The sequence below is a fragment of the Caballeronia sp. LZ003 genome (genome assembly GCF_031451465.1).
Lineage (GTDB): Bacteria > Pseudomonadota > Gammaproteobacteria > Burkholderiales > Burkholderiaceae > Caballeronia.
On record NZ_JARUXJ010000001.1, the window covers coordinates 2613382 to 2635283 of the forward strand.

Below are 21902 nucleotides of genomic sequence, written 5' to 3' on the forward strand. Positions count from 1 at the left end.
CCGCGCGGAGCGACGATGATAGCAGCCGCAATGAACGAATCGCGTCGCGTTGGAACGTGTTTCTTCGGGACGCGATGTGTCCCTGCGGGCTTGCACAATGACTCACTCGCATCCGCCGAAGAACGAACAGAACGAGGAGAACAAGTGAGCGCAACGAGCCCTTACACCACGCAGACAGTCGATGCCGCCATCGTGCATTTGGAACGCGTCGTGTCGAAGGAAGGCGCGAATTCGCTGTTCGGCCAGACGTACTGGCGCAGTCGCGTGCAGCAGGTCAGCGCGACGCGCGGCCTGCATCGCGACCAGCGCATGCGGCTCGAACGTCTCATGCGGCTGCTTTCGGACGTTTCGAGCGCCGCGCTATGTCTATGACACTCAAGCCCGCACGAGCGCTTGTGCCAGCGCAACGAACTCCGCCACCGGCACTTCTTCGGCGCGACGCGCGAGATCGAAGCCGAGCGCGTCGAAGTCGATTCGGTCGCGATACGCGCCGAGATTGTTGCGCAGGACCTTGCGACGCTGCGCGAAAGCAGCCTTGACGACTTCACTCAAGGTCGCCTCATCCACCACGGGCAGTTCGTGCGGCGCGAACGGAATCATCCGCACGATCGCGGAATTCACTTTCGGCGGCGGCTGGAAAGATTCGGGCGGCACGTCGATCAGCTTGTCCATCACGTAGCGGTATTGCAGCATCACGGACAGGCGGCCGTAGTCCTTGCTGGCGGGCTCGGCAATCATGCGATCGACCACTTCGTCCTGCAGCATGAAGTGCTGGTCGATCACCTTGGGCGCGAAGCTCGTCAGGTGAAACAAGAGCGGACTCGAAATGTTGTACGGCAGATTCCCGACGATACGCAGCGTCGGCTTGTCGCCTTCCAGCGCGAGCGAGCCGAAGTCGAATTCGAGCGCATCGGCGGAATGCACGACGAGACGCTCGCCAAAGCGCTTTTCCAACCGGCCGATCAAATCGCGGTCGAGTTCCACTGCGTGCAGCGGCGACTCGGGCGTGGCCACCCGTTCGATCAGCGGCTCGGTCAGCGCGGCAAGACCCGGTCCAATTTCGACCATGCGTTCGCCGTGTTTCGGCGCGATCGTATCGACGATCGAATCGATCACGCCCTGATCGACGAGAAAGTTCTGCCCGAAGCGCTTGCGCGCGAAATGGCCCTGGTGTCTGGTGGACATCGGTCTGACGCCTTTGAAACTGATGTGGATGAAGAACCGCGCGACGCTCAGACGCCGCGCTTGTCTCGGTGCTTGTGGCGCGCCATCGTGACGGCGGCGTCGATGGCCGCGATCATGCTGCCCGCATCGGCGCGGCCCGTGCCCGCGAGATCGAGCGCCGTGCCGTGATCGACGGAAGTGCGGATGATCGGCAAACCCAGCGTGACATTGATGCCTTCGCCAAAGGTTGCGAATTTCAGTACCGGCAAGCCCTGGTCGTGGAACATCGCGAGCACGCAATCGGCGTCTTTCAGATAGCGCGGCTGAAACAGAGTATCCGCCGGATACGGACCCGGCGCGTCGATACCGAGCGCGCGAGCACATTCGAGCGCGGGCGCGATGACATCGATTTCCTCGCGGCCGAGATAACCGTTCTCGCCCGCATGCGGGTTCAGCCCGGTCACGAGAATACGCGGCGCGGCGAGGCCGAAATGCGCGCGCAGATCGTGATCGATGATGCGCAGCGTCTCGACCAATCCGTCGATGGTCAGTGCCGCGGACACGTCCTTCAGCGGCAGATGCGTGGTGGCAAGCGCAACGCGCAATGGCCGCTCGCCCGTGCCCGCCAGCATCATCACGACTTGCGGCGTATGCGTGCGCTCGGCGAGATATTCGGTGTGGCCGGTGAAAGGCACGCCGGCGTCGTTGATCGTGCTCTTTTGCAGCGGTGCGGTAACGATGGCGTCGAACCGGCCTGCGAGCGCGCCGTCGATGGCTGCACTGAGCAGATTCAGCACGTAACGGCCGTTGGCCGCGTTCAGCTTGCCGGCCTCGGCGGGCGCGGCAAGCGCATGATGCTCGATCTCGATTCCACCATGCGCGGCAGGCCAGGACGCGGCGCGTGCCTTGAGCAACTCGCGGTCGCCCAGCACGACGAAGCGTGCTAACGGCCAGCGCGCCTGCGCTTCCTGCAAGGCGGCCGCCGTCAATTCCGGACCGACGCCCGCCGGTTCGCCCGTGGTGATCGCGATGGTGATCGCCGGGGCGAGCGGATGGGTGTCGGCGTTCATGCTTTTTTACTGCTGGGCTTGCGCCGCAATGCCCTTGTACTGCACGTAGGCGGTGTCACGCAGTTCGCGCAGCCAGTCGGAGTACGCCTGTTCCGCCTTGCGCTGACCAATGGCCTGACGCGCGATATCGAGCTGCTGCGTGGCCGACCCTTCCGCGTCGCGCCGGCCCAGCACCTGGATCAGGTGATAGCCGTATTCGCTGCGCACCGGGTCGCTCACGGCGTCGTCCTGCAGACTGTTCATCGCGCGTTCGAACTCGGGCACGGTTTCGCCCGGGCTGATCCAGCCGAGGTCGCCGCCTTGCGAGGCCGAACCGTCTTGCGAATACGTGCGCGCGAAGTTCGCGAAATCGCCGCCCGAGAGCACTTGCTGCTTGATGTCGAGCAGCTTCTGGCGCGCGGATTGTTCCGACATGCCATCCGACACGCGCAGCAGAATGTGACGCACGTGCGTCTGCACGAGCTTCGGCGCATCGGCCGCGGTGCCCTGGCTCGCGCGGCGCTCTACCAGCTTGACGATCTCGAATCCGCCGTCGGTGCGCAGAAGCGTCGGCACGACCTGACCGGGACGCAGCGTGGCCACCGCCGACACGATGCCCGCCGGCAACGTGCCCGGCGTGCGAAAGCCGAGGTCGCCGCCCTTGCCTGCGTCCGTGTCCTGCGAATTCTGCTTGGCAAGTTTCGCGAAGTCGTCGCCGTTTTGCGCTTGCTTAAGCACCGCGTCGGCTTGCGCCTGCACCTTCGCGACATCGGCGGAAGATGCGTCGGAAGACAGCTTGAACATGATGTGCTGCAGGTGCAGATCGCTCGAGTTGCGCGCGCCGGGACCGCGCTGGCTGGCGATGTAGTTCGCCACTTCGCCGTCGGACACGGTGATCTTGCTGTCCACTTCCTTTTCGCGCAGCTTGGAGAGCGTGAGTTCGGTGCGGGCGTCGCGCGTGAAGGTGGCCCAGGGCACGCCTTGCGCCTCGATGCGCGAGCGGTAGACGTCGAGCGTCATCTGGTTTTGCTGCGCGAGACGCTCGAGCGTGCGGTTCACGGTGGCGTCGTCGACGACGATGTTGTCTTCCTTCGCGCGCTGCAACTGAATGCGCTCGAGCACCATCTGATCGAGCACCTGCTGCTGCAATTGTTCAGCGGGCGGCACCGGCGCGTTCTGTTGTTGCAGACGCTGCGCGATGAGGCGCGAGCGGTCCTCGAGTTCGCGCCGCGTAATGACGCCGTCGTTGACGATCGCGACGACCGAATCGGTGACTTGGGCACTGCTGCCATTCGACAACGCCTGCGCACCGGCCGGCGAACTCAGGATCAGAGCGGCAGCGATCACGCTTGTTGCAACTACCGTCGATCGAAACATATTCACGTTTGCCACAGATACTCCATCAAATACGGGTCGTGCCCGTTCGTATGCTGCTTCTCGTGCGGTTCTGGCGAGCCGCCTTACTGCTTCTTAGCTGCGTGTTAGAGGATGCCTTGTCCGCCTGCGTTCCCCGAGGCTCACTCGTAGTTGCTGTAGCGGGCGAGCGGCGGCGCTGCTGGCGGCGGAGGCTGGTAGCCCTGGACGCTCGCGCGGAACGCGCTGACGAGGCCGTTGTCGACGTTCGACAGGCCCTTGAACGTAAGCTGCGCAAGCACGCGCGTGCCGGACGAGGGCTGACCGCTGGTGTTGACGCCATTAGCGTAACGTTGCGCGCCGAAACCAAGCGCCCAGCAGTCGGCATCGTACTGGAAGCCCACGAGGCCGTCGACGAGCCGATGACTCGCAAGATCATAATTGACACGAGCGACCGCATAGAGACGATTCGTGAGCGGCCACTCGCCGGACACCAGGATCTGGTTGATCGGCTCGTTCACGAGCGTGGTCTGGTTGGAACGCGTGTAGCGGTAGCCGACGTTGATCACCTTGCGGTCGGCCGGGCTGAACGCGAAGCCGATGCTCGAGCGCACGAGCTGATTGTTGTCGACATTATATTGGAACGCGGTTTCCGAGGCGAAACCAGCTCCCAGCTTGATCGCCGCGCCCGCGATGAGGTCCGAGTGCTTGGCCTCGTTGATCGGCTGATCCTCGGAGATCGTGACGCGCTGGCTCGTGAAATAGTACTGCTGCGCGATGACGAAACGCGCACGTTCATCGCCCGTCGCCGGGTTGATGAAGCGCGTCGTGAGGCCCGCCGTGATGCGGTTTGCGTCCGCGATCCGGTCGGTGCCGACGAACGTGTTCGGCGTGTAGATCTCGGCGAGACCGAAGTCGGCTTCGGCGGTATCGAAGATCGGCGCGAAATTCTGGTTGTGATACGGCGTGTAGACGTAATAAAGCCGCGGTTCCAGCGTCTGGATGTAGTCCTGGCCGAAAAGCCGCACCGAGCGGTCGAACACGAGACCCGAGTCGAAACTGAGCGTCGGGATCGATTCGGTGAAGTTCTTCGGCTGACCTGCCGGCGTCAGCGGTTGACCCGCGATCGGCCCGGTCGCGATATGGCTCAGGTCGTAAGAGGCGAAGTGCCACTGAATCTTCGGCGTGACAAAGTAGCCCGGCGCGTTGACCCCGTAACTCACGTACGGGTTGAAGTACATGCGCTGACCGTCGGTCGCGCCTTCCTCGGTGATCGTGAAGCGCGTGAAATCCGCTTCGGCGCCGTAGTCGAAACCGCCGACGTTGAACTTGCTGTACTGCACGTTCAACTGCGGTTCGCGCGCATACGGCGGGACCGACGGCTGCAACGTCTGCCAGCGCTGTTCGCGCGCAAGCACGGACCACGGTCCGTTGCTGTATGTCAGACCCGCTTCCTGCTGGTAGAGCAACTGCGTGCCGTTCAGGAACTGGTTCGACGCGTTGCCCAGGTCTTCCGGATACTGACTGTCCGAAACCTTGTTGTAATTGACGTAACCCGCAAAGCCGCCGCCGAAGTTCTGAAAATGCTTCCAGAAGATGGCATAGCGGTTCGTGTGCGTTTCGCGATCGTTCGGCAAATAGTCGCCAGTGAACGAGCCGGAGTAAGTAGGCGACAGATAGCGGTACGTCGCTTCCATCAGCACACCGCGCTGCGTCATGACGCGCGGCGTCACCGTCAGATCGCGATTAGGCGCGATGTTGAAATAGTACGGCGCCGTCAGTTCGAAGCCCGTGTTCGAACTCACCGAAAAAGTCGGCGGCAGAAAGCCACTGCGGCGGTCGCCCGTCAACGGAAACGACAGCCACGGGCTTGCGAATACCGGCACGCCCTGGAAGAACAGCACGCCGTTATGCGCGACGCCGTCTTCGGCGCCGGTATCGAAATCGAACGAACTGCCCTTGATGTACCAGGCCGGATTGGTTTCGCACGCGCAGGCCGTGTAGGTGCCGTGATCGACACGCGCCCGCTCGTTATCGATGATATCGATGCGCTCCGCGCTGCCCGAGCCGCCCGTCAGCAGGAAGTGGTACTTCGGGTTCGTCATGAACCCTTCGTTCGCCTCCACCTTCAAATGCGCTTCGGGACCCACGAACGACACGCCGTTGTTGATGAGCCTGACATTGCCGAAAGCATCGGCCATGTCGGTGTCCTGGTCGTAATGGAGCGCATCGCCCTTTATGACCGTCACCGTGCGCCGGATTTCCGCCGAACCTTTCGCCGCCATGTCCTCGTCGGACGTGCCAGTGGTCTTGTCGCCGAGAAGAAAACTCGTTGGCTGCTGGCCGCTCTTCAGCGGGCGCTCTTCCAGTTGGGGCGCGAGACGCAGGCTGCCGGGACCGTCGATTGGCTGCGGTTCGGCTGCGGGTCCTGCAAGCTGAGCGTGCGCGAAAGCGGGCATCAGGCCCGGAACGGATAAAAGCGCGGCGACGAGCCGCCGCCGGCGTGGCTGAGCGTCGCCTGGAATCTTCGATGCGGGAAACTGTCGTGGCGGCATGTATGGGTGGCGGTTCGATCCCGTTCGCGTCCTGAGCGCGATGCCGACAAGTCTGCGGCCGCGCTTTTGGCCGCGCTGTGACCGCACATGCGTCGAGGTCGAAACTGGACGGTCCGTTGCCAGGCAGGGACGACACTCGATCGAACGGTGACGCGGACAGTCGTCGGGCCTGGCGCCAGGCTTGAAACGGATCGCTTAAAAAAGTCGTGGGGTATTATATGGCAAGATGTTTTGCCTCTCGAATTTATGACGCACATTCCCCCCGATTCCCGCTTCGAACAACTTCGTTCGTGGCTGCAAACCCTCACCGATCGTTACCGGCTCGATGTCGCGACGCTCGCGCCCGCGTCGGCCGACGCCAGCTTTCGCCGCTACTTCAGGCTGGAGAGCGCATCGGAGCATGGCAGCACGCTCATCGCCGTCGATGCCCCGCCGCCCGAGAAATGCCGCGAGTTCGTGCAAGTGGCAGGCTTGCTCGAAACCGCCAACGTGCATGTGCCGAAGATTCTCGAAGCCGACTTCGAGGCCGGCTTCATGCTCGTGACCGATCTCGGCACGACCACCTACATCTCCGTCCTCGACGAAAAGAACGCGCGCGGGCTCATGCGCGACGCCATCGACGCGCTGATCCGCTTCCAGCAGACTTCGCGCGAAGGCGTGCTCCCGCCGTTCGACGAAGCGTTCCTGCGTCGCGAGATGGAGTTGATGCCCGAGTGGTTCATCGGCCGTCACCTTGGCCGCGAGGTCACACAAGCCGAGCGCAAGACGCTCGACAAGACCTTCGATCTGCTCGTCAAAAGCGCGCTCGCGCAACCGCGCACTTTCATGCTGCGCGACTTCATGCCGCGCAATCTGATGGTCGCGGAGCCGAACCCCGGCGTGCTGGATTTTCAGGACGCGGTTTACGGGCCGATTGCGTACGACATCGCATCGCTCATGCGCGACGCGTTCATCAGCTGGGACGAGGAGTTTCAGCTCGACTGTATCGTGTACTACTGGGAACGCGCGCGAAAGGCCGGCCTTCCGGTCGATGCGGACTTCGGCGAGTTCTATCGTCAGGTCGAGTGGATGGGCCTGCAGCGGCACATCAAGGTGCTCGGGCTGTTCGCGCGCATTCATTATCGCGATGGCAAGTCGCACTATCTGGCGGACTTGCCGCGCTTCATCGGCTACGCGCGCAAGGTGGCCGAACGCTACGCGCCGCTCTTCCCCTTCGCGCGGCTGCTCGATCAGTGGGAAGGCCGCGCGATCGAAGTCGGCTATACGTTCTGAGCAGCCATGAGTCAAACCCTCAACACGGCGATGATCTTCGCCGCCGGCCGCGGCGAACGGATGCGCCCGCTCACCGATTCCTGCCCGAAGCCGCTGCTTGAAGTCGGCGGCAAGCCATTGATCGTCTGGCAGATCGAGCGGCTCGCGGCGGCGGGCATCCAAACCATCGTCATCAATCACGCGTGGCTCGGCGAGCAGATCGAAGACGCGCTCGGCGACGGTTCGCGCTGGGGCGTCGAGTTGCGCTATTCCGCCGAGACCGACGCGCTGGAAACGGCGGGCGGAATCGCGCAGGCGCTGCATCTGATCGGGCGCGGCGTTTTTATCGCGGTGAGCGGCGATGTGTTCTGCGAGTTCGACTATGCGTCGCTCGGCGAACGCGCCGACAAGCTCGCATCGCGCGATACGCCCGGCATGCATCTCGTGATGGTGCCCAATCCGCCCTTCCATCCAAACGGCGACTTTGCGTTGCGCGAAGACGGGCTGCTCGCCATCGACGGCGCGCCGCGCCATACGTTCGGCAACATCGGTCTCTACGACACGCGCATGTTCCATGACCTGACTCCGGGTACGCGCCGCGCGCTGACGCCGTATTACCGCGAGACCATCGTGGGGAAACGCGCCACCGGCGAGTTGTACGTAGGCCGCTGGGAGAACGTCGGCACGCCCGCGCAACTCGACGCGCTCGACCGGGAATTGCGCGCCCAAGCCTGAGGCGCGCCGGGATTGGGACGCATCCGATGGTAAAATGCGCAGTTCTGCCGTCTTTTCCTTCCAGCCGCAAGCAGAAGCTGACACGCCAAGCCATCATGTCCGATACCCGTCCCGATACCCTCTTCGCGCTCACCGCGCTTTCGCCGCTCGACGGTCGCTACGCCTCCAAGACCGAAGCCCTGCGCGAATGGCTCTCCGAGGCCGCATTCATGCGTCACCGCGTGACGGTCGAAATTCATTGGCTGATCGCGCTGTCGCGTGCGGGCTTCGTCGAAGTGCCGCGCTTCTCCGAGGCATCCGAGCAATTTCTGCTGAGCTTGGCCGAGCGCTTCACGGCGCACGACGCGGCGCGCATCAAGGACATCGAGCGCGTCACGAATCATGATGTGAAGGCAGTCGAATACTGGCTGAAGGAATCGGTCAAGGGTCAGCCGGAACTGGAACGCGCGAGCGAGTTCATTCACTTCGCGTGTACGTCGGAAGATATCAACAACACGTCGCACGGGCTCATGCTCGCCGGCGCGCGCGAACATGTGATCGTGCCCGCGCTGCGCTCGGTGCACGAGCGCCTGGTGAAGCTCGCGCACGCACACGCCGAACAGCCAATGCTCTCGCGCACGCACGGCCAGCCCGCGAGCCCGACGACGCTCGGCAAGGAAATCGCCAACGTGGCGGCGCGTCTGTCGCGCGCCATCGAACGTATCGTCGAGGTGCCGCTGCTTGGCAAGATGAACGGCGCGGTCGGCAATTACAACGCGCATCTGTCAGCGTATCCGGAGTTCGACTGGGAAGCGTTTTCGAAGGATGTCGTCGAAAACCGTTTGAAGCTCACGTTCAATCCGTACACGATCCAGATCGAGCCGCACGACTACATGGCCGAACTATTCGATGCCGTCGCGCGCGCGAACACGATTCTGCTCGACCTCGATCGCGACGTGTGGGGCTATATCTCGCTTGGCTACTTCAAGCAGCGCACGAAGGCGGGCGAGATTGGTTCATCGACGATGCCGCACAAGGTCAACCCAATCGACTTCGAAAACTCGGAAGGCAATCTCGGCCTCGCGAACGCGACGCTGCGCCATCTTTCCGACAAGCTGCCGATTTCGCGCTGGCAGCGCGACCTCACCGATTCGACGGTGCTGCGCAATATCGGCGTGGCGTTCGGCTACTCGCTGCTCTCCTACGACGCGCTGATCCGCGGTCTGGACAAGCTCGAGGTGAACGCGGCGCGCCTGAACGAAGATCTCGACAATTGCTGGGAAGTGCTCGCCGAGCCCGTGCAAACGGTGATGCGCCGTTTCGGCATCGAGAATCCGTATGAGCAACTGAAGGAACTGACGCGCGGCAAAGGCATCACGCGCGAAGGCTTGCAGACGTTCATCAATGGTCTCGCGATTCCCGCGGATGCGAAGCAGTTGCTGCTCGACATGACGCCGGGTTCGTATATCGGCAAGGCGGTCGAGCTGGCGAAGCGAATCGCTTGACGTTCGATCGGGCCGCTTGAGCCGGCCCTTCCGCACTTGCTCGCTTCATAAAAGAAGGCCCCGCGCTTGAACACGCGGGGCCTTTTTTGATGCCTATCGCTCCTGACTCAGCGCGTCTTGAGCTTCTCGATCACGTTATCCACGATCTGCTCAGGCGTGAGTTCAATACTCTCGATGATCGCCTCGTCTTCGCCCGGCTCTTCGAGCGTATCGAGCTGGCTTTGCAACAGCGACGGCTCGAAGAAGTGGCCTGTACGCGTCTGCAGGCGCTCCTTCAACACGTCGAACGTGCCCTGCAGATAGACGAAAACGACGTCCTTGTCGCCATCGCGCAAGATGTCGCGATACGAGCGCTTCAACGACGAGCACGTGAACACCGCCGTTTCGCCCGCGCGCTTTTTCTCTTCGATCGCCGCGCGGATCGTCTTTAGCCACGGCCAGCGGTCGTCGTCCGTCAGCGGGATGCCCTTGTGCATCTTTTCCTTGTTGGCGGCGCTGTGGAACGCGTCGCCGTCAGTGAACGGGCATTGCAGGCGTTCCGCCAGCATTTCGCCGATGCGGGTTTTGCCGGCGCCCGAGACGCCCATCGCGATCAGAATCATCAAAATCTCCTTACACGACCGCCGCGAGCGCGAAGGTCAAACCTAAACCCATCAGGGAAATAAGCGTTTCGAGCAACGACCAGGTCTTGAACGTCTGTCCGACCGTCATCCCGAAATACTCTTTGATCAGCCAGAAGCCGCCATCGTTCACGTGCGAGAAGATCAGCGAGCCAGAGCCGGTAGCAAGTACCAGCAACTCGGGACTGACGTGACCGCCTGCCGCCGCTGCAATCGGCGCCACGATACCGCATGCGGTCGTCATGGCGACAGTCGCCGAGCCGGTGGCCAGGCGAATCAGCGCGGCGACGAACCAGCCGAGCAGCAAGGGCGAAAGATTCGCTTGCGAAGCCGTGGCGACTATCTGCTGAGAAATGCCGCTCTCACGCAGGATATTGCCGAAACCTCCGCCCGCGCCCACGATCAGCGTGATGCCCGCGATCGGCGCAAGACATTCGCCGCAGAACTTCTGGATCTGATCGCGATTGAAGCCGCGCGCCGCACCGAAAGTCCAGAAACTGACCAGCACGGCAATCAGAAGCGCCATGTCGGACTGACCGACGAAGCGTAGCAGGTCGTTGGGCAGCGTCTTCGGCGTGAAGACCAAGTCAGCCCAACTGCCGACGAGCATGAGAATCACCGGCAACAGAATGGTGAAGAGCGTAATGCCGAAGCTCGGCAGATCGCGCTTTTTTTCCGTATCGCCATGCTTGCTGATGAACTGGTCGGCCAGCGCATTGGAGTCCGGCAGCTTGATGTACTTGTGGATCATGAGCGCGAAAAGCGGCCCGGCGACAATGGCGGTCGGAATCCCGACGATCAGACCATACGCAATCGTCCTGCCGATATCGGCGTGATACGCCTGTACCGCGAGCAACGCGGCCGGGTGCGGCGGAATCAGACCGTGCACGACCGAAAGGCCGGCGACCATCGGCAGACCGATCAGCAGCAAGGACTTGCCCGTGCGTTTGGCGACATTGAACGCGATCGGAATCAGCAGCACGAAACCCACCTCGAAGAACACCGGCAAGCCCACGATGATCGCCACGACCATCATCGCCCAGTGAATGTTCTTTTCGCCGAAGACATTGATCAGCGTATTGGCGACGCGCTCGGCGCCGCCGGATTCCGCCATCATTTTGCCGAGCATCGTACCGAGACCCACGACGATGGCAATATGCCCGAGCGTATTGCCGTTGCCGGTCTCGAACGCCTTGACGATCTTGTCCATCGGCATGCCGACCGCAAGCGCGAGCAGCACGGACACGATGATCAGAACGAGAAACGGGTAAACCTTAAAACGCGCGATCATCAGGATCAGAACCGCGATCGCGATTACCGCATAGAGCAGGAGCATGCTCCCGTGGACGGCCGGCATGACGCCTCCTTTGATTTTGTTGAGGTTTTTGGCGCTATGCGTGCGTTTGCCGTCGCTGCAAAGAAGCAACGGGCAAGCGCGTGCACCGCGCCGAAGAATCGGGATTTTACTGGTAAGCGGGAAAGTCGTCCGTAAAGCGGTCGAAGGACAACATAAAGCTGAATTTGGATGCGCGCGCCGTCGCTTGAATGTGAAAAAAGCCGACTCTTGTTGAGAGTCGGCTCTTTCGTGCCTATTGCTTCGCGCTAATTCGAACAGCTTGAATCAGGACGCCGGATTCGCGGTCGATGCGGCAGAACCGCAGGTGAAGGTGATCTCGCGCGGATTGTTACGGCCTTGATTGCCTTGCAGACCGTCGACTGCCTGCACCAAAACCACTTGGCGATCCTGGCAAATCTTTGTCGCCGCGCTCATGCACGACTTCTGCGACTCGAACAGACCGGAGCATGTGGCACGATAGGCTTCGCCCTGATTTGCGATGTTCACCTTTCGAGCCGTATAGGCCATGCCTGTGTCGGTGGTGCATGCAGACAACATTGCCGCTGCGGAGATGATGGAAATAAGATACTTGAACATCTTTCAACTGCCGGGTAATTGATGGTTGCTTGAATCGAGCGCCTGGGCAAACGCGCGACTACGCGAATGCCCAGGCTTTGCTTCCTGACTGTCACGTCAGGAAGCTTGCTTTACCACCGGTACGAAGCGTTGGCGCTGTACACGGTGCCATTGCGGCTCGTACCCGCACCCGCCTGCAACACGAGGTTCTGCGTGACACGCAGGTTCATCGCGACGGCAGCCGCCGCATAACCCTGATACGCGGCGCCGCCCACACCGACGGACATATCCTTGTCCTGATCGATGTGCGGGACCATGGCCAGAGCCGTAGCCGCTGCAATACCCGAGTAGGCAGTGCGACCGATGTTGGTGACCTGGCTTTGCATCCCGGCAACCGCACCGTCGGTGTAGCCGTTGGATTGCGCGACCGCGTCGTTCAACTGGTTCACGTTGACCATATCCGTGTCTTGCGTACCAGCCGCGACGTTGGTGATCTGACGCTCACTTCCCACCGCACCAACCGACACCGTCTGAGCACGATCCGCCACGGAACTTGCACCCAAGGCAACGGAGTTGTCCGCCGTAGCCTGGCTGCCTGCGCCGATCGCCGTTGCGTAGTTCCCGCTCGCAAGGGCATTCGTGCCCATTGCGGTGGTGCTCATGCCCGTGGCTTGTGCGTTCGCGCCGCTTGCTACAGCGTGCGGACCGCTAGCCACGGCCGCTTCGGTCGTCCGGTCGCCATCAGCCGCAAAGAGCGGATTCGCACTCGCGGTGACGTTCTGGATGGAACTGGCCAGCGCGTCGAGCTGCGCCTTATTGGCCAAGTCGGTCGGAACGACACCTGCTTGAACGCCATGGATCTGCGTGCCTTGGGCGCCGCTCAGCGTGATGTTGCTGTAGTCGGTGTTGCCGTTGGCATCCGTGTCGAACGTTGCGGCCGTCTTCGCGGTTTGATTGCCGTAGAGGCCAGAATCCTTCAACTGACCAACCGTTGCAACGTCACTGTCAGCAATACCGTTCGCGATGTTGGTAATACGCAGCTTGTCCGTGCTGTTGCCGAACGACACTGTGTTCGCCTGGTCGGCGACAGCGTTGGTAGCCAAAGCCACCGCGTTGTCGGCCGTCGCCACGGCGTTGCCGCCGATTGCGATCGAGTTCTTGCCCGTTGCCGACGAGTCGATCAGGACGGAGTTGGCATGGAAGTACTTGATGCCACCCCCGTTCGCGGCAGTGCTCATGGCCGTCGAGATGCTCGTGACGTCGGTCATCGCAGTGCTCACGGTCGTCGACATCGAGTCGATGCCCGTCGACAGTGAGTTCACAGTGGTCGACATCGAGTTGACGGTCGTCGAGATCGACGTGGAGAGCGAACTGAAGCCCGTCGAGAGCGAGGACACACCTGTCGAGAGCGAGGACATGCCCGTCGACAAGGAATCCACGCCCGTGGACATCGAATTGATCGTCGTTGAAGACGACGTCGACAGCGAATTGACACCCGTCGAGAGCGAGTCAACACCGGTCGACAGCGAGGTGATGGCCGTTGACGAAGACGTCGAAATGGAGTCGATACCCGTGGACAACGAACTCATCGCCGTCGAAGACGACGTGGACAACGAGCTGACGCCTGTTGAGAGCGAATCAACACCCGTGGACAGCGAGCTGACCGCCGTCGAAGACGACGTGGACATCGAGCTGATGCCTGTGGACAGCGAGCTAACACCGGTCGAGAGCGAACTGATCGCCGTCGAAGACGACGTCGACAGCGAGCTGATACCCGTGGAGAGCGAGCTGATGCCCGTGGACAGCGAACTCACTCCCGTGGACAGCGAGCTGACGGCCGTCGAAGACGACGTGGACAGCGAGCTCACACCCGTGGACAGCGAATCCATACCGGTGGACAGCGAGCTGATCGCCGTCGAGGTCGACGTGGACAGCGAACTGACACCGGTCGAGAGCGAATCAACACCGGTCGACAGCGAACTGATCGCCGTCGAGGACGACGTGGACAGCGAACTCACACCCGTGGACAGCGAGCTGATGGCCGTCGAGCTCGATGTGGACAGCGAGCTGACACCCGTGGACAGCGAATCCACACCCGTGGACAGCGAACTGATGGCCGTCGAGGTCGAAGTGGACAGCGAGCTGACGCCCGTGGACAACGAGCTCACACCCGTCGAGAGCGAATCAACACCCGTGGACAGCGAACTGATCGCCGTCGAAGTCGAAGTGGACAGCGAACTGACGCCCGTCGAGAGCGAACTCACACCCGTGGACAGCGAACTGATGCCCGTCGAGAGCGAATCCACACCCGTGGACAGCGAACTGATCGCCGTCGAGGTCGAGGTGGACAGCGAGCTGATACCCGTCGAGAGCGAACTCACACCCGTGGACAGCGAACTGATGCCCGTGGAGAGCGAATCCACACCCGTTGACAGCGAGCTGATCGCCGTCGAGGTCGAGGTGGACAGCGAGCTGATACCCGTGGACAGCGAACTCACGCCTGTGGACAGCGAGCTGATCGCCGTCGAGGTCGACGTGGACAGCGAACTCACGCCCGTGGACAGGGAGTTCACCGCCGTCGAGCTCGAGGTAGACAGCGAGCTGATACCCGTGGACAGCGAGTTGATCGCGGCCGAGTTCGAGCTCGACAGCGAGCTCAACTGACCGAAGTTCACCGCGTCGGACTGGTTCGTGCCGTCAGCCACGTTCGTGAGCGTTGCCGCCGTGCCACCCTTGTTCAGCGTGACCTTCGTGTGCGTCGAGTCATCGTACTGCACCGAGTTGGCCACACCCGTGGACAACGAGTTGATCGCCGTCGAGGTCGACGTGGACAGCGAGCTCACACCGGTCGACAACGAGTTGACTGCCGTGGAGGTCGAGCTCGACAGCGTGCTCATGCCCGTGGACAACGAGCTAATACCGGTAGACAGCGAGTTGATGCCCGTCGAGGTCGACGAGGACAGCGAGTTGATCGCCGTCGAGGTCGAGCTCGACAGCGAGCTCATGCCCGTGGACAGCGAGTTGATGCCCGTCGAAGTCGACGCCGACAGCGAGTTCATGCCCGTGGACAACGAGCTGATGCCCGTGGAGGTCGAAGCCGACAACGAGCTCATGCCCGTGGAGAGCGAGCTGAGGCCCGTGGAGGTGGACGTCGACAGCGAGTTCACACCCGTGGACAGCGAACTGATGCCCGTGGAGGTGGATGCCGACAGCGAGTTCACACCCGTGGACAGCGAATTGATGCCCGTGGAGGTGGACGTCGACAGCGAGTTCACACCGGTAGACAACGAGTCGATGCCGGTGGAGGTCGAAGCCGACAGCGAGTTCAGACCCGTGGAGAGCGAGCTCACGCCGGTGGACAGCGAGCTAACACCCGAGGACAGCGAACTGACACCCGTGGACAGCGAGCTGATGCCTGTCGAAGTGGACGCCGACAGCGAGCTCATGCCCGTGGACAGCGAACTGATACCCGTGGACAGCGAGCTGATGCCCGTGGACAGTGAGCTCACGCCGGTGGACAGCGAGCTGATGGCCGTGGAGGTCGAGGCCGACAGCGAGCTCATGCCCGTGGAGAGCGAGCTCGCACCAGTCGACAACGAACTCACACCCGTGGACAGCGAACTGACACCGGTGGACAGCGAGCTGATGCCCGTCGAGGTGGACGCCGACAACGAGCTCATGCCCGTGGACAGCGAACTCACGCCGCTCGACAGCGAGCTCATGCCCGTGGAGAGCGAACTGATGCCCGTCGAAGTCGAAGCCGACAGCGAGTTCATGCCCGTGGAGAGCGAGCTCACACCGCTCGAGAGCGAACTCACGCCTGCGGACAGCGAGCTCACGCCCGTGGACAACGAACTCACGCTCGTGGACAGCGAACTGACGCCGGTGGACAGCGAGCTCACGCCCGTGGACAGCGAGCTGATGCCCGTGGACAGCGAGCTAATGCCTGTGGACAGCGAGCTGATGCCCGTGGACAGCGAACTCACGCCAGAAGACAGCGAGCTGATACCCGTGGACAGCGAGCTCACGCCCGTGGACAGCGAGTTGATGCCCGTCGAGGTCGACGCCGACAGCGAATTCATGCCCGTGGACAGCGAACTCACGCCAGTGGACAACGAGCTCACGCCCGAGGACAGCGAACTCACGCCCGAGGACAAGGAGCTCACACCCGTGGACAGCGAACTGATACCCGTGGACAGCGAGTTGATGCCTGTGGACAGCGAACTCACGCCCGAGGACAGCGAGCTCACGCCGGCGGACAGCGAACTCACGCCCGTGGACAGCGAACTGACACCCGTGGACAGCGAACTCACGCCCGTGGACAGCGAACTCACGCCGGTAGACAGCGAATTAATGGAGCTCGAAGTCGAGGACGACAGCGAACTCATGCCCGTTGACAGTGAGCTCATGCTCGTGGAGAGCGAGCTGATACCTGTGGAGAGCGAGCTCACGCCGGTGGACAGCGAGTTGATCGACGTCGAAGTCGAGGCCGACAGCGAGCTCATGCCCGTGGAGAGCGAACTCACGCCGGTGGACAGCGAGTTGATCGCAGTCGAGGTCGACGACGACAGCGAGTTCATCCCCGTCGAGAGCGAACTGACGCCCGTGGACAGCGAGTTGATCGCAGTCGAGGTCGACGACGACAGCGAGTTCATCCCCGTCGAGAGCGAGCTCACGCCGGTGGACAGCGAGTTGATCGACGTCGAGGTCGACGACGACAGCGAATTCATGCCCGTCGAGAGCGAGCTCACGCCGGTGGACAGCGAGCTCACGCCCGTGGACAGCGAGTTGATCGACGTCGAGGTCGAGCTCGAGATCGAGCTGATGCCCGTTGACAGCGAGTTGATGCCCGTGGACATCGACGCCATGCCCGTGGAGAGCGAATCGAAGTTGCCTGTCGAGGACGACACCGCGGTCGACAACGAATTCAAGCCCGAAGAGGTCGACGACGACAGCGAGCTCAGCTGGCCGAAGTTCACCGCATCCAGCGCGCTCGTGCCGTTTGCCACGTTGGTCAGCGTCGCTGCCGAGCCGCCCTTGTTCAGCGTGACCTTGGCGTGCGTCGAGTCATCGTACTGCACCGAGTTGGCCACACCCGTGGACAGCGAGTTGATCGCCGTCGAGGTGGAACCGGACAGCGCGCTCAGACCCGTCGAGAGCGAGTTCACGCCGGTGGAGAGCGAGTTCACGCCCGTGGACAGCGAGGCAATGCCCGTAGAGGTCGAAGCCGACAGTGAGTTCAGGCCCGTGGAGAGCGAGCTAATGCCGGTGGAGCTTGACGCCGACAACGAGTTGATGGCTGTGGAGGCCGACGTCGACAGCGAGTTCAGACCCGTCGAGAGCGAGCTGATGCCCGTGGAGGTCGAGGACGACAGCGAGTTCAGGCCCGTCGAGAGCGAACTCACGCCGCTGGAGAGCGAACTGACGCCTGTCGAGAGCGAACTGATGGCCGTGGAGGTCGAGGCCGACAGCGAGCTCATGCCTGTCGACAATGAGCTGATGCCCGTGGAGGTCGAAGCCGACAGCGAGCTCATGCCCGTCGACAATGAACTGATGCTCGTGGAGGTCGACGCCGACAGCGAGTTCATGCCTGTCGACAATGAGCTGATGCCCGTGGAGGTCGACGCCGACAGCGAGCTCATGCCCGTGGAGAGCGAGCTGATGCCCGTGGAGCTCGAAGCCGACAGCGAGTTGATGGCTGTGGACGCCGAACTCGACAGCGAGTTCACACTCGTGGACAGCGAAGTGATGCCCGTCGAGGTCGACGATGACAGCGAGTTCAGCGCCGCGGACAGCGAGCTGACGCCCGTGGAGAGCGAACTCACGCCCGTGGACAGCGAACTGATGCCAGTAGACGTCGAAGCCGACAGCGAGTTCATGCCGGTGGACAACGAGCTAATGCCTGTGGACGTCGAAGCCGACAGCGAGTTCATCCCCGTCGACAACGAACTGACGCCTGTCGAAACCGAGGAGGACAGCGAGTCGAGACTTGTCGAGACGGAATTCACAACCGTCGAAGTCGAGGCGGACAAGCTGCTTAGCGTGCTAGTCGTTGTACTCAAACCGGTGGAGAGAGAACTCACGCCCGTCGAGACCATCGTCGAAAGCGACGTGATCATGTCGATGCCAGAAGTCGACAAGGCAGTGGACAACGATGTGATACCCGTCGACGCCGATGCTGAAAGCGAAGTCAACTGACCGAAGTTCACCGCGTCGAGGGCGCTCGTGCCAGCTGCCACGTTGGTGAGCTTGACCGCCGAGCCGCCCGCATTCAATGTCACCAGGGAGTGCGTTGAATTATCGTACATCACGGCATTGCCAACGACGGTCGACAGGCTCGTGACGTTGCTGTTCGTGGTGCTCAAGCCCGTCGAAAGCACGTTGACGGTGCTGTTGGTCGTGCTCAGACCGGTCGACAGTGTGCCAACCGTGCTGGACAACGAGGTAACGGAGCTATTGGTGGTACTCAACCCCGTCGACAGACTGTTGATCGAGCTATTGGCCGTGCTCAAGCCGGTCGACAGCGAGCTCACGCCCGTCGAAGTCGACGCCGAGAGCGAACTCACATTCGTGGAGAGAGAACCAACGGTGCTGTTGGTGGTGCTCAGACCAGTGGAGAGGCTGCTCACCGCAGTGTTGGTGGTGCTCAAACCCGTCGACAGCGAAGTAACCGATGTGGACAGGCTATCTACCTTGCTGCTCGTCGTGCTCAGGCCCGTCGACAGACTATCGACCTTGCTGCCGGCTGTGCTCAGACCCGTCGACAGCGTGTTCACCGTGCTGTTGGTCGTGCTCAAACCCGTCGACAGCGAACTCACGCTCGTCGAAGCCGAGGCCGACAGCGTGCTCATGCCCGTAGACAAGCTGTTGACTGAACTGTTGGTCGTGCTCAGACCGGTCGACATGCTGTTCACGGCGCTATTCGTCGTGCTCAAACCCGTCGATAGGCTGCTGACCGTGCTGTTGGTCGTGCTCAAACCCGTCGACATCGAACTCACGCTCGTCGAAAGCGAACTCACCGCGCTCGTCGCTGTGCTGAGCCCGGTCGAGAGACTGTCAACCTTGCTGCTCGTCGTGCTCAAGCCGGTGGACAGGCTGCTAACCGCGATATTCGTCGTGCTCAGGCCTGTGGAGAGGCTGCTGACCGCGCTGTTGGTGCTGCTCAGGCCCGTCGACAGCGACGTGACGCCCGTGGATGCGGAAGCAGAAAGCGAATTCAGGTTTGTCGACAGCGAGCTAACTGTGGTGTTCGTTGAGCTCAAACCCGTCGACAGACTGGTTACCGCGCTAGTCGTCGTGCTCAAGCCGGTCGACAAACTGCTCACCGCGCTATTCGTGGTACTCAGGCCAGTCGAGAATGAGTTGACCGTGGTCGACATGCTCGTGACCGAGCTGTTGGCCGTGCTTAGGCCCGTGGAAAGGCTGTCGACGTTGCTGCTGACGGTGCTGACACCGGTCGAAAGGCTATCGACGCGGCTGCCAGTGGTGCTCAAGCCCGTGGAGATACTGTTCACGCTGGTCGACATCGAGCTTACGGCGCTATTTGCCGTGCTGACACCGGTGGACAGACTGTTCACCGTGCTGTTGGTCGTGCTCAGGCCGGTCGAGAGGCTAGACACAGCGCTGGTCGTCGTACTCAGACCTGACGACAAGCTAGTGACGGCGCTGTTGGTCGTGCTCAGGCCTGTGGAAAGGGAGCTAATGCCCGTGGAAGTCGAAACGGAAAGCGAACTGAGGCCGGTGGACAGGCTGCTGACCGAACTGACAGCCGTGCTGACGCCGGTTGAAAGCGAGTTGACGGTGCTGGTGGTCGTGCTCAGGCCGGTGGAAAGGCTATCGACCTTGCTGTTCGCGGTACTGACGCCCGTGGAAAGGCTGCTCACCTGGCTGTTAGTCGTGCTCAAGCCGGTAGAAAGCGAACTCACTGCACTATTGGTGGTGCTCAGTCCCGTCGACAGCGAGCTTACGCCGGTCGATGTCGAGACGGACAACGAACTCAGGCTAGTCGAAAGCGTATTGACAGTGCTGTTGGTGGTGCTCAAGCCGGTCGACAGGCTATTCACCGAGCTGTTGGTGGTGCTCAGGCCGGTCGACAGGCTGCTCACCGCGCTCGTCGCTGTGCTCAGGCCAGTGGACAAGCTGACAACACCACTATTGGCTGTGCTCAAGCCAGTAGAAAGGCTGCTTACTGCGCTGTTAGTGGTGCTCAGGCCGGTCGAAAGGCTGCTCACCATACTGCCGGTAGTGCTCACGCCGGTCGATAGCGAAGTTACTGCGCTGTTCGTCGTGCTCAGCCCCGTCGACAAGCTGCTCACAGCGCTATTCGTGGTGCTCAGACCGGTCGATAGGCTGCTAACCGCGCTGCCAGCTGTGCTCAAGCCCGTAGACAGACTGCTCACCGCAGTATTCGTCGTGCTTAGGCCGGAAGACAGGCTATTGACCATGCTGCCGGAGGTGCTCAAGCCAGTCGACATACTGGCAATCGAGCTGGATACTGTGCTCACGCCTGTCGAAATACTGCTAACGGAGCTGTTCACCGTGCTCAAGCCGGTCGACAGGCTGCTCATCGAACTGGTCGTCGTGCTGAGGCCAATTGACAACGAGCTGATCTGGGAGACCGTAGAAAGCGACAAACTGTTTAAACCAGTGGACACGGAAGTCGATAGCGAGCTGAGACTCGTTGAGAGACTACTCACGCGGCTGCCCGTCGTACTGACTCCGCTAGATAGCGAATTTACAGCGATGGACAATGAAGACGCCGATGTCGAAATCGAACTCACGCTGGTCGAAGTGCTCGACGAAACAGACGACCAAGCGCTCGAGATTGAGCTCATTCCCGTGGACAAACTCGTGGAAGCGGAGGTCCACGCCGTAGAAACCGAGCTCATGCCGGTAGACAGACTGGTCGAAGCACTGCCCCATGCTGTCGACAGCGCGCTCATCCCCGTCGACATGGAGCTAATGTTAGTAGAGAGCGAGAGGGACGTGGAGCTGACAGCGGTAGAGAGCGAATTGGAAATCGTAAACAGCTGCCCGCCGTTCACTGCATCCATGCTGGAGCTGGTTATCGCACCATTTGCCAAATTGCCAATGCTGTGCGCGGTCATATCCAGGTATTGATTCATCTGAATCTTCGTGGCCGCACCCAAGGTCACGACGCCAGCTCCGGCTGCCACAAAAGCCGACGTGTTGGCGTTATCGTCCTCCATGATTGCGCCGCTCCATGCGCTGCCCAAGTTCATGAAAGTATTATTGCCACAGCTGTTGCCACTAATGTTACCGACAGTGTTGACCCACATTCCATAGCCCGTGCCATTCACACACGTGCCCACAACGGCAACGGCCCAAGCGGCAGAGTTTCCAAATAGGAAAGCGGTCGCAATGCCAATTCCCGAGGCGACTCTCAAAATATTAGAAGGACCTCGCTCTCGCGGAGAAATTAGCACCTCCCCACCGGTTTCCGGACCGCATACCGCGCCGGAGCTTTTCTTGCCACGCGCCGCCGCAGTCTCTGCGACCGCGACGAAAGTACCCACTTTTTCATTCCAAATACTGCGGTATGACTTGTTCATAAACCGTATTGATCCACAAAAAACGACCGTCTTTCACAAAAAACCTAAGAAGGAAAACCTTCTAACTTCGGTACAGAATATTGATGTGTCCGCCGTGTTAGAAGCGGACACCTCCTAAAATCGAGAAAATCCAAATCAACAGGCGACACTCAGCGCTGTGCCTTGCGTATTTAAGAAAAGTCGCATTGAATACAGCAGAACACAGCT

Annotated in this window: 13 protein-coding genes and 1 pseudogene; 5 read left to right on the forward strand and 9 right to left on the reverse strand. The window is 61.4% G+C overall.

All coding sequences use genetic code 11. The features are described from left to right. Positions 1-144 precede the first annotated feature (144 nt). Entirely contained in the window at positions 145-372 is a 228-nt protein-coding gene (locus QCE79_RS11820) for a hypothetical protein (protein WP_309844325.1), read from the forward strand. Between the two features lie 3 nt (positions 373-375). Here the strand turns inward: QCE79_RS11820 and rsmA are convergent, their stop codons facing one another. The 4 genes from rsmA to QCE79_RS11840 form a co-directional block, all read right to left on the reverse strand. After that, positions 376-1185 carry a 16S rRNA (adenine(1518)-N(6)/adenine(1519)-N(6))-dimethyltransferase RsmA gene (gene rsmA / locus QCE79_RS11825; protein ID WP_250492708.1) on the reverse strand — a complete coding sequence of 270 codons (810 nt, stop codon included), beginning with the start codon at positions 1183-1185 and terminating at the stop codon, positions 376-378. A gap of 47 nt (positions 1186-1232) precedes the next feature. After that, positions 1233-2234, reverse strand: coding sequence for a 4-hydroxythreonine-4-phosphate dehydrogenase PdxA (gene pdxA / locus QCE79_RS11830; protein WP_309844329.1), 1002 nt, complete (start codon positions 2232-2234; stop codon positions 1233-1235). A 6-nt stretch (positions 2235-2240) separates the two neighbouring features. After that, positions 2241-3605, reverse strand: a complete 1365-nt coding sequence (locus tag QCE79_RS11835; protein ID WP_404989346.1) for a peptidylprolyl isomerase — start codon at positions 3603-3605, stop codon at positions 2241-2243. Between the two features lie 125 nt (positions 3606-3730). After that, the gene (locus QCE79_RS11840) at positions 3731-6121 is read right to left on the reverse strand and encodes an LPS-assembly protein LptD (protein ID WP_309844332.1); all 2391 of its coding nucleotides are present in this window, start codon (positions 6119-6121) and stop codon (positions 3731-3733) included. A 246-nt stretch (positions 6122-6367) separates the two neighbouring features. Here QCE79_RS11840 and QCE79_RS11845 point away from each other — a divergent pair, with 246 nt between their 5' ends. From QCE79_RS11845 to purB, 3 genes are all read left to right on the forward strand, one after another. After that, positions 6368-7393 carry an aminoglycoside phosphotransferase family protein gene (locus tag QCE79_RS11845; protein WP_250465610.1) on the forward strand — a complete coding sequence of 342 codons (1026 nt, stop codon included), beginning with the start codon at positions 6368-6370 and terminating at the stop codon, positions 7391-7393. Between the two features lie 6 nt (positions 7394-7399). Then, the gene (gene murU, locus QCE79_RS11850; protein WP_309844336.1) at positions 7400-8107 is read left to right on the forward strand and encodes an N-acetylmuramate alpha-1-phosphate uridylyltransferase MurU; all 708 of its coding nucleotides are present in this window, start codon (positions 7400-7402) and stop codon (positions 8105-8107) included. Positions 8108-8202: 95 nt separating this feature from the next. Continuing rightward, positions 8203-9591 carry an adenylosuccinate lyase gene (gene purB / locus QCE79_RS11855; protein WP_309844338.1) on the forward strand — a complete coding sequence of 463 codons (1389 nt, stop codon included), beginning with the start codon at positions 8203-8205 and terminating at the stop codon, positions 9589-9591. 107 nt (positions 9592-9698) lie between these two features. On the opposite strand, the gene QCE79_RS11860 is transcribed toward purB, so the two are convergent. The 4 genes from QCE79_RS11860 to QCE79_RS11875 all read right to left on the reverse strand — a co-directional run bounded on the left by QCE79_RS11860 (position 9699) and on the right by QCE79_RS11875 (position 13391). Next, positions 9699-10193, reverse strand: coding sequence for a gluconokinase (locus tag QCE79_RS11860; RefSeq protein WP_244826208.1), 495 nt, complete (start codon positions 10191-10193; stop codon positions 9699-9701). A 10-nt stretch (positions 10194-10203) separates the two neighbouring features. Then, complete coding sequence (locus tag QCE79_RS11865; protein ID WP_309844342.1) at positions 10204-11568, reverse strand: GntP family permease; 1365 nt, start codon at positions 11566-11568, stop codon at positions 10204-10206. A gap of 264 nt (positions 11569-11832) precedes the next feature. Next, the gene (locus tag QCE79_RS11870) at positions 11833-12144 is read right to left on the reverse strand and encodes a hypothetical protein (RefSeq protein WP_250492712.1); all 312 of its coding nucleotides are present in this window, start codon (positions 12142-12144) and stop codon (positions 11833-11835) included. Positions 12145-12254: 110 nt separating this feature from the next. Beyond that, a complete protein-coding gene (locus QCE79_RS11875; protein WP_309844345.1) occupies positions 12255-13391 on the reverse strand; it encodes a YadA-like family protein in 1137 nt (378 codons plus the stop codon). Here QCE79_RS11875 and QCE79_RS11880 point away from each other — a divergent pair. Continuing rightward, positions 13360-14787: a hypothetical protein gene (locus QCE79_RS11880; RefSeq protein WP_309844347.1), complete on the forward strand. Its 1428-nt coding sequence runs from the start codon at positions 13360-13362 to the stop codon at positions 14785-14787. The genes QCE79_RS11875 and QCE79_RS11880 overlap by 32 nt on opposite strands. Here the strand turns inward: QCE79_RS11880 and QCE79_RS39335 are convergent. Next, a pseudogene (locus tag QCE79_RS39335) lies at positions 14775-21695 on the reverse strand (ESPR-type extended signal peptide-containing protein); the annotation flags it as partial. The gene QCE79_RS11880 and the pseudogene QCE79_RS39335 sit on opposite strands and share 13 nt — an antisense overlap. Positions 21696-21902: the final 207 nt, after the last annotated feature.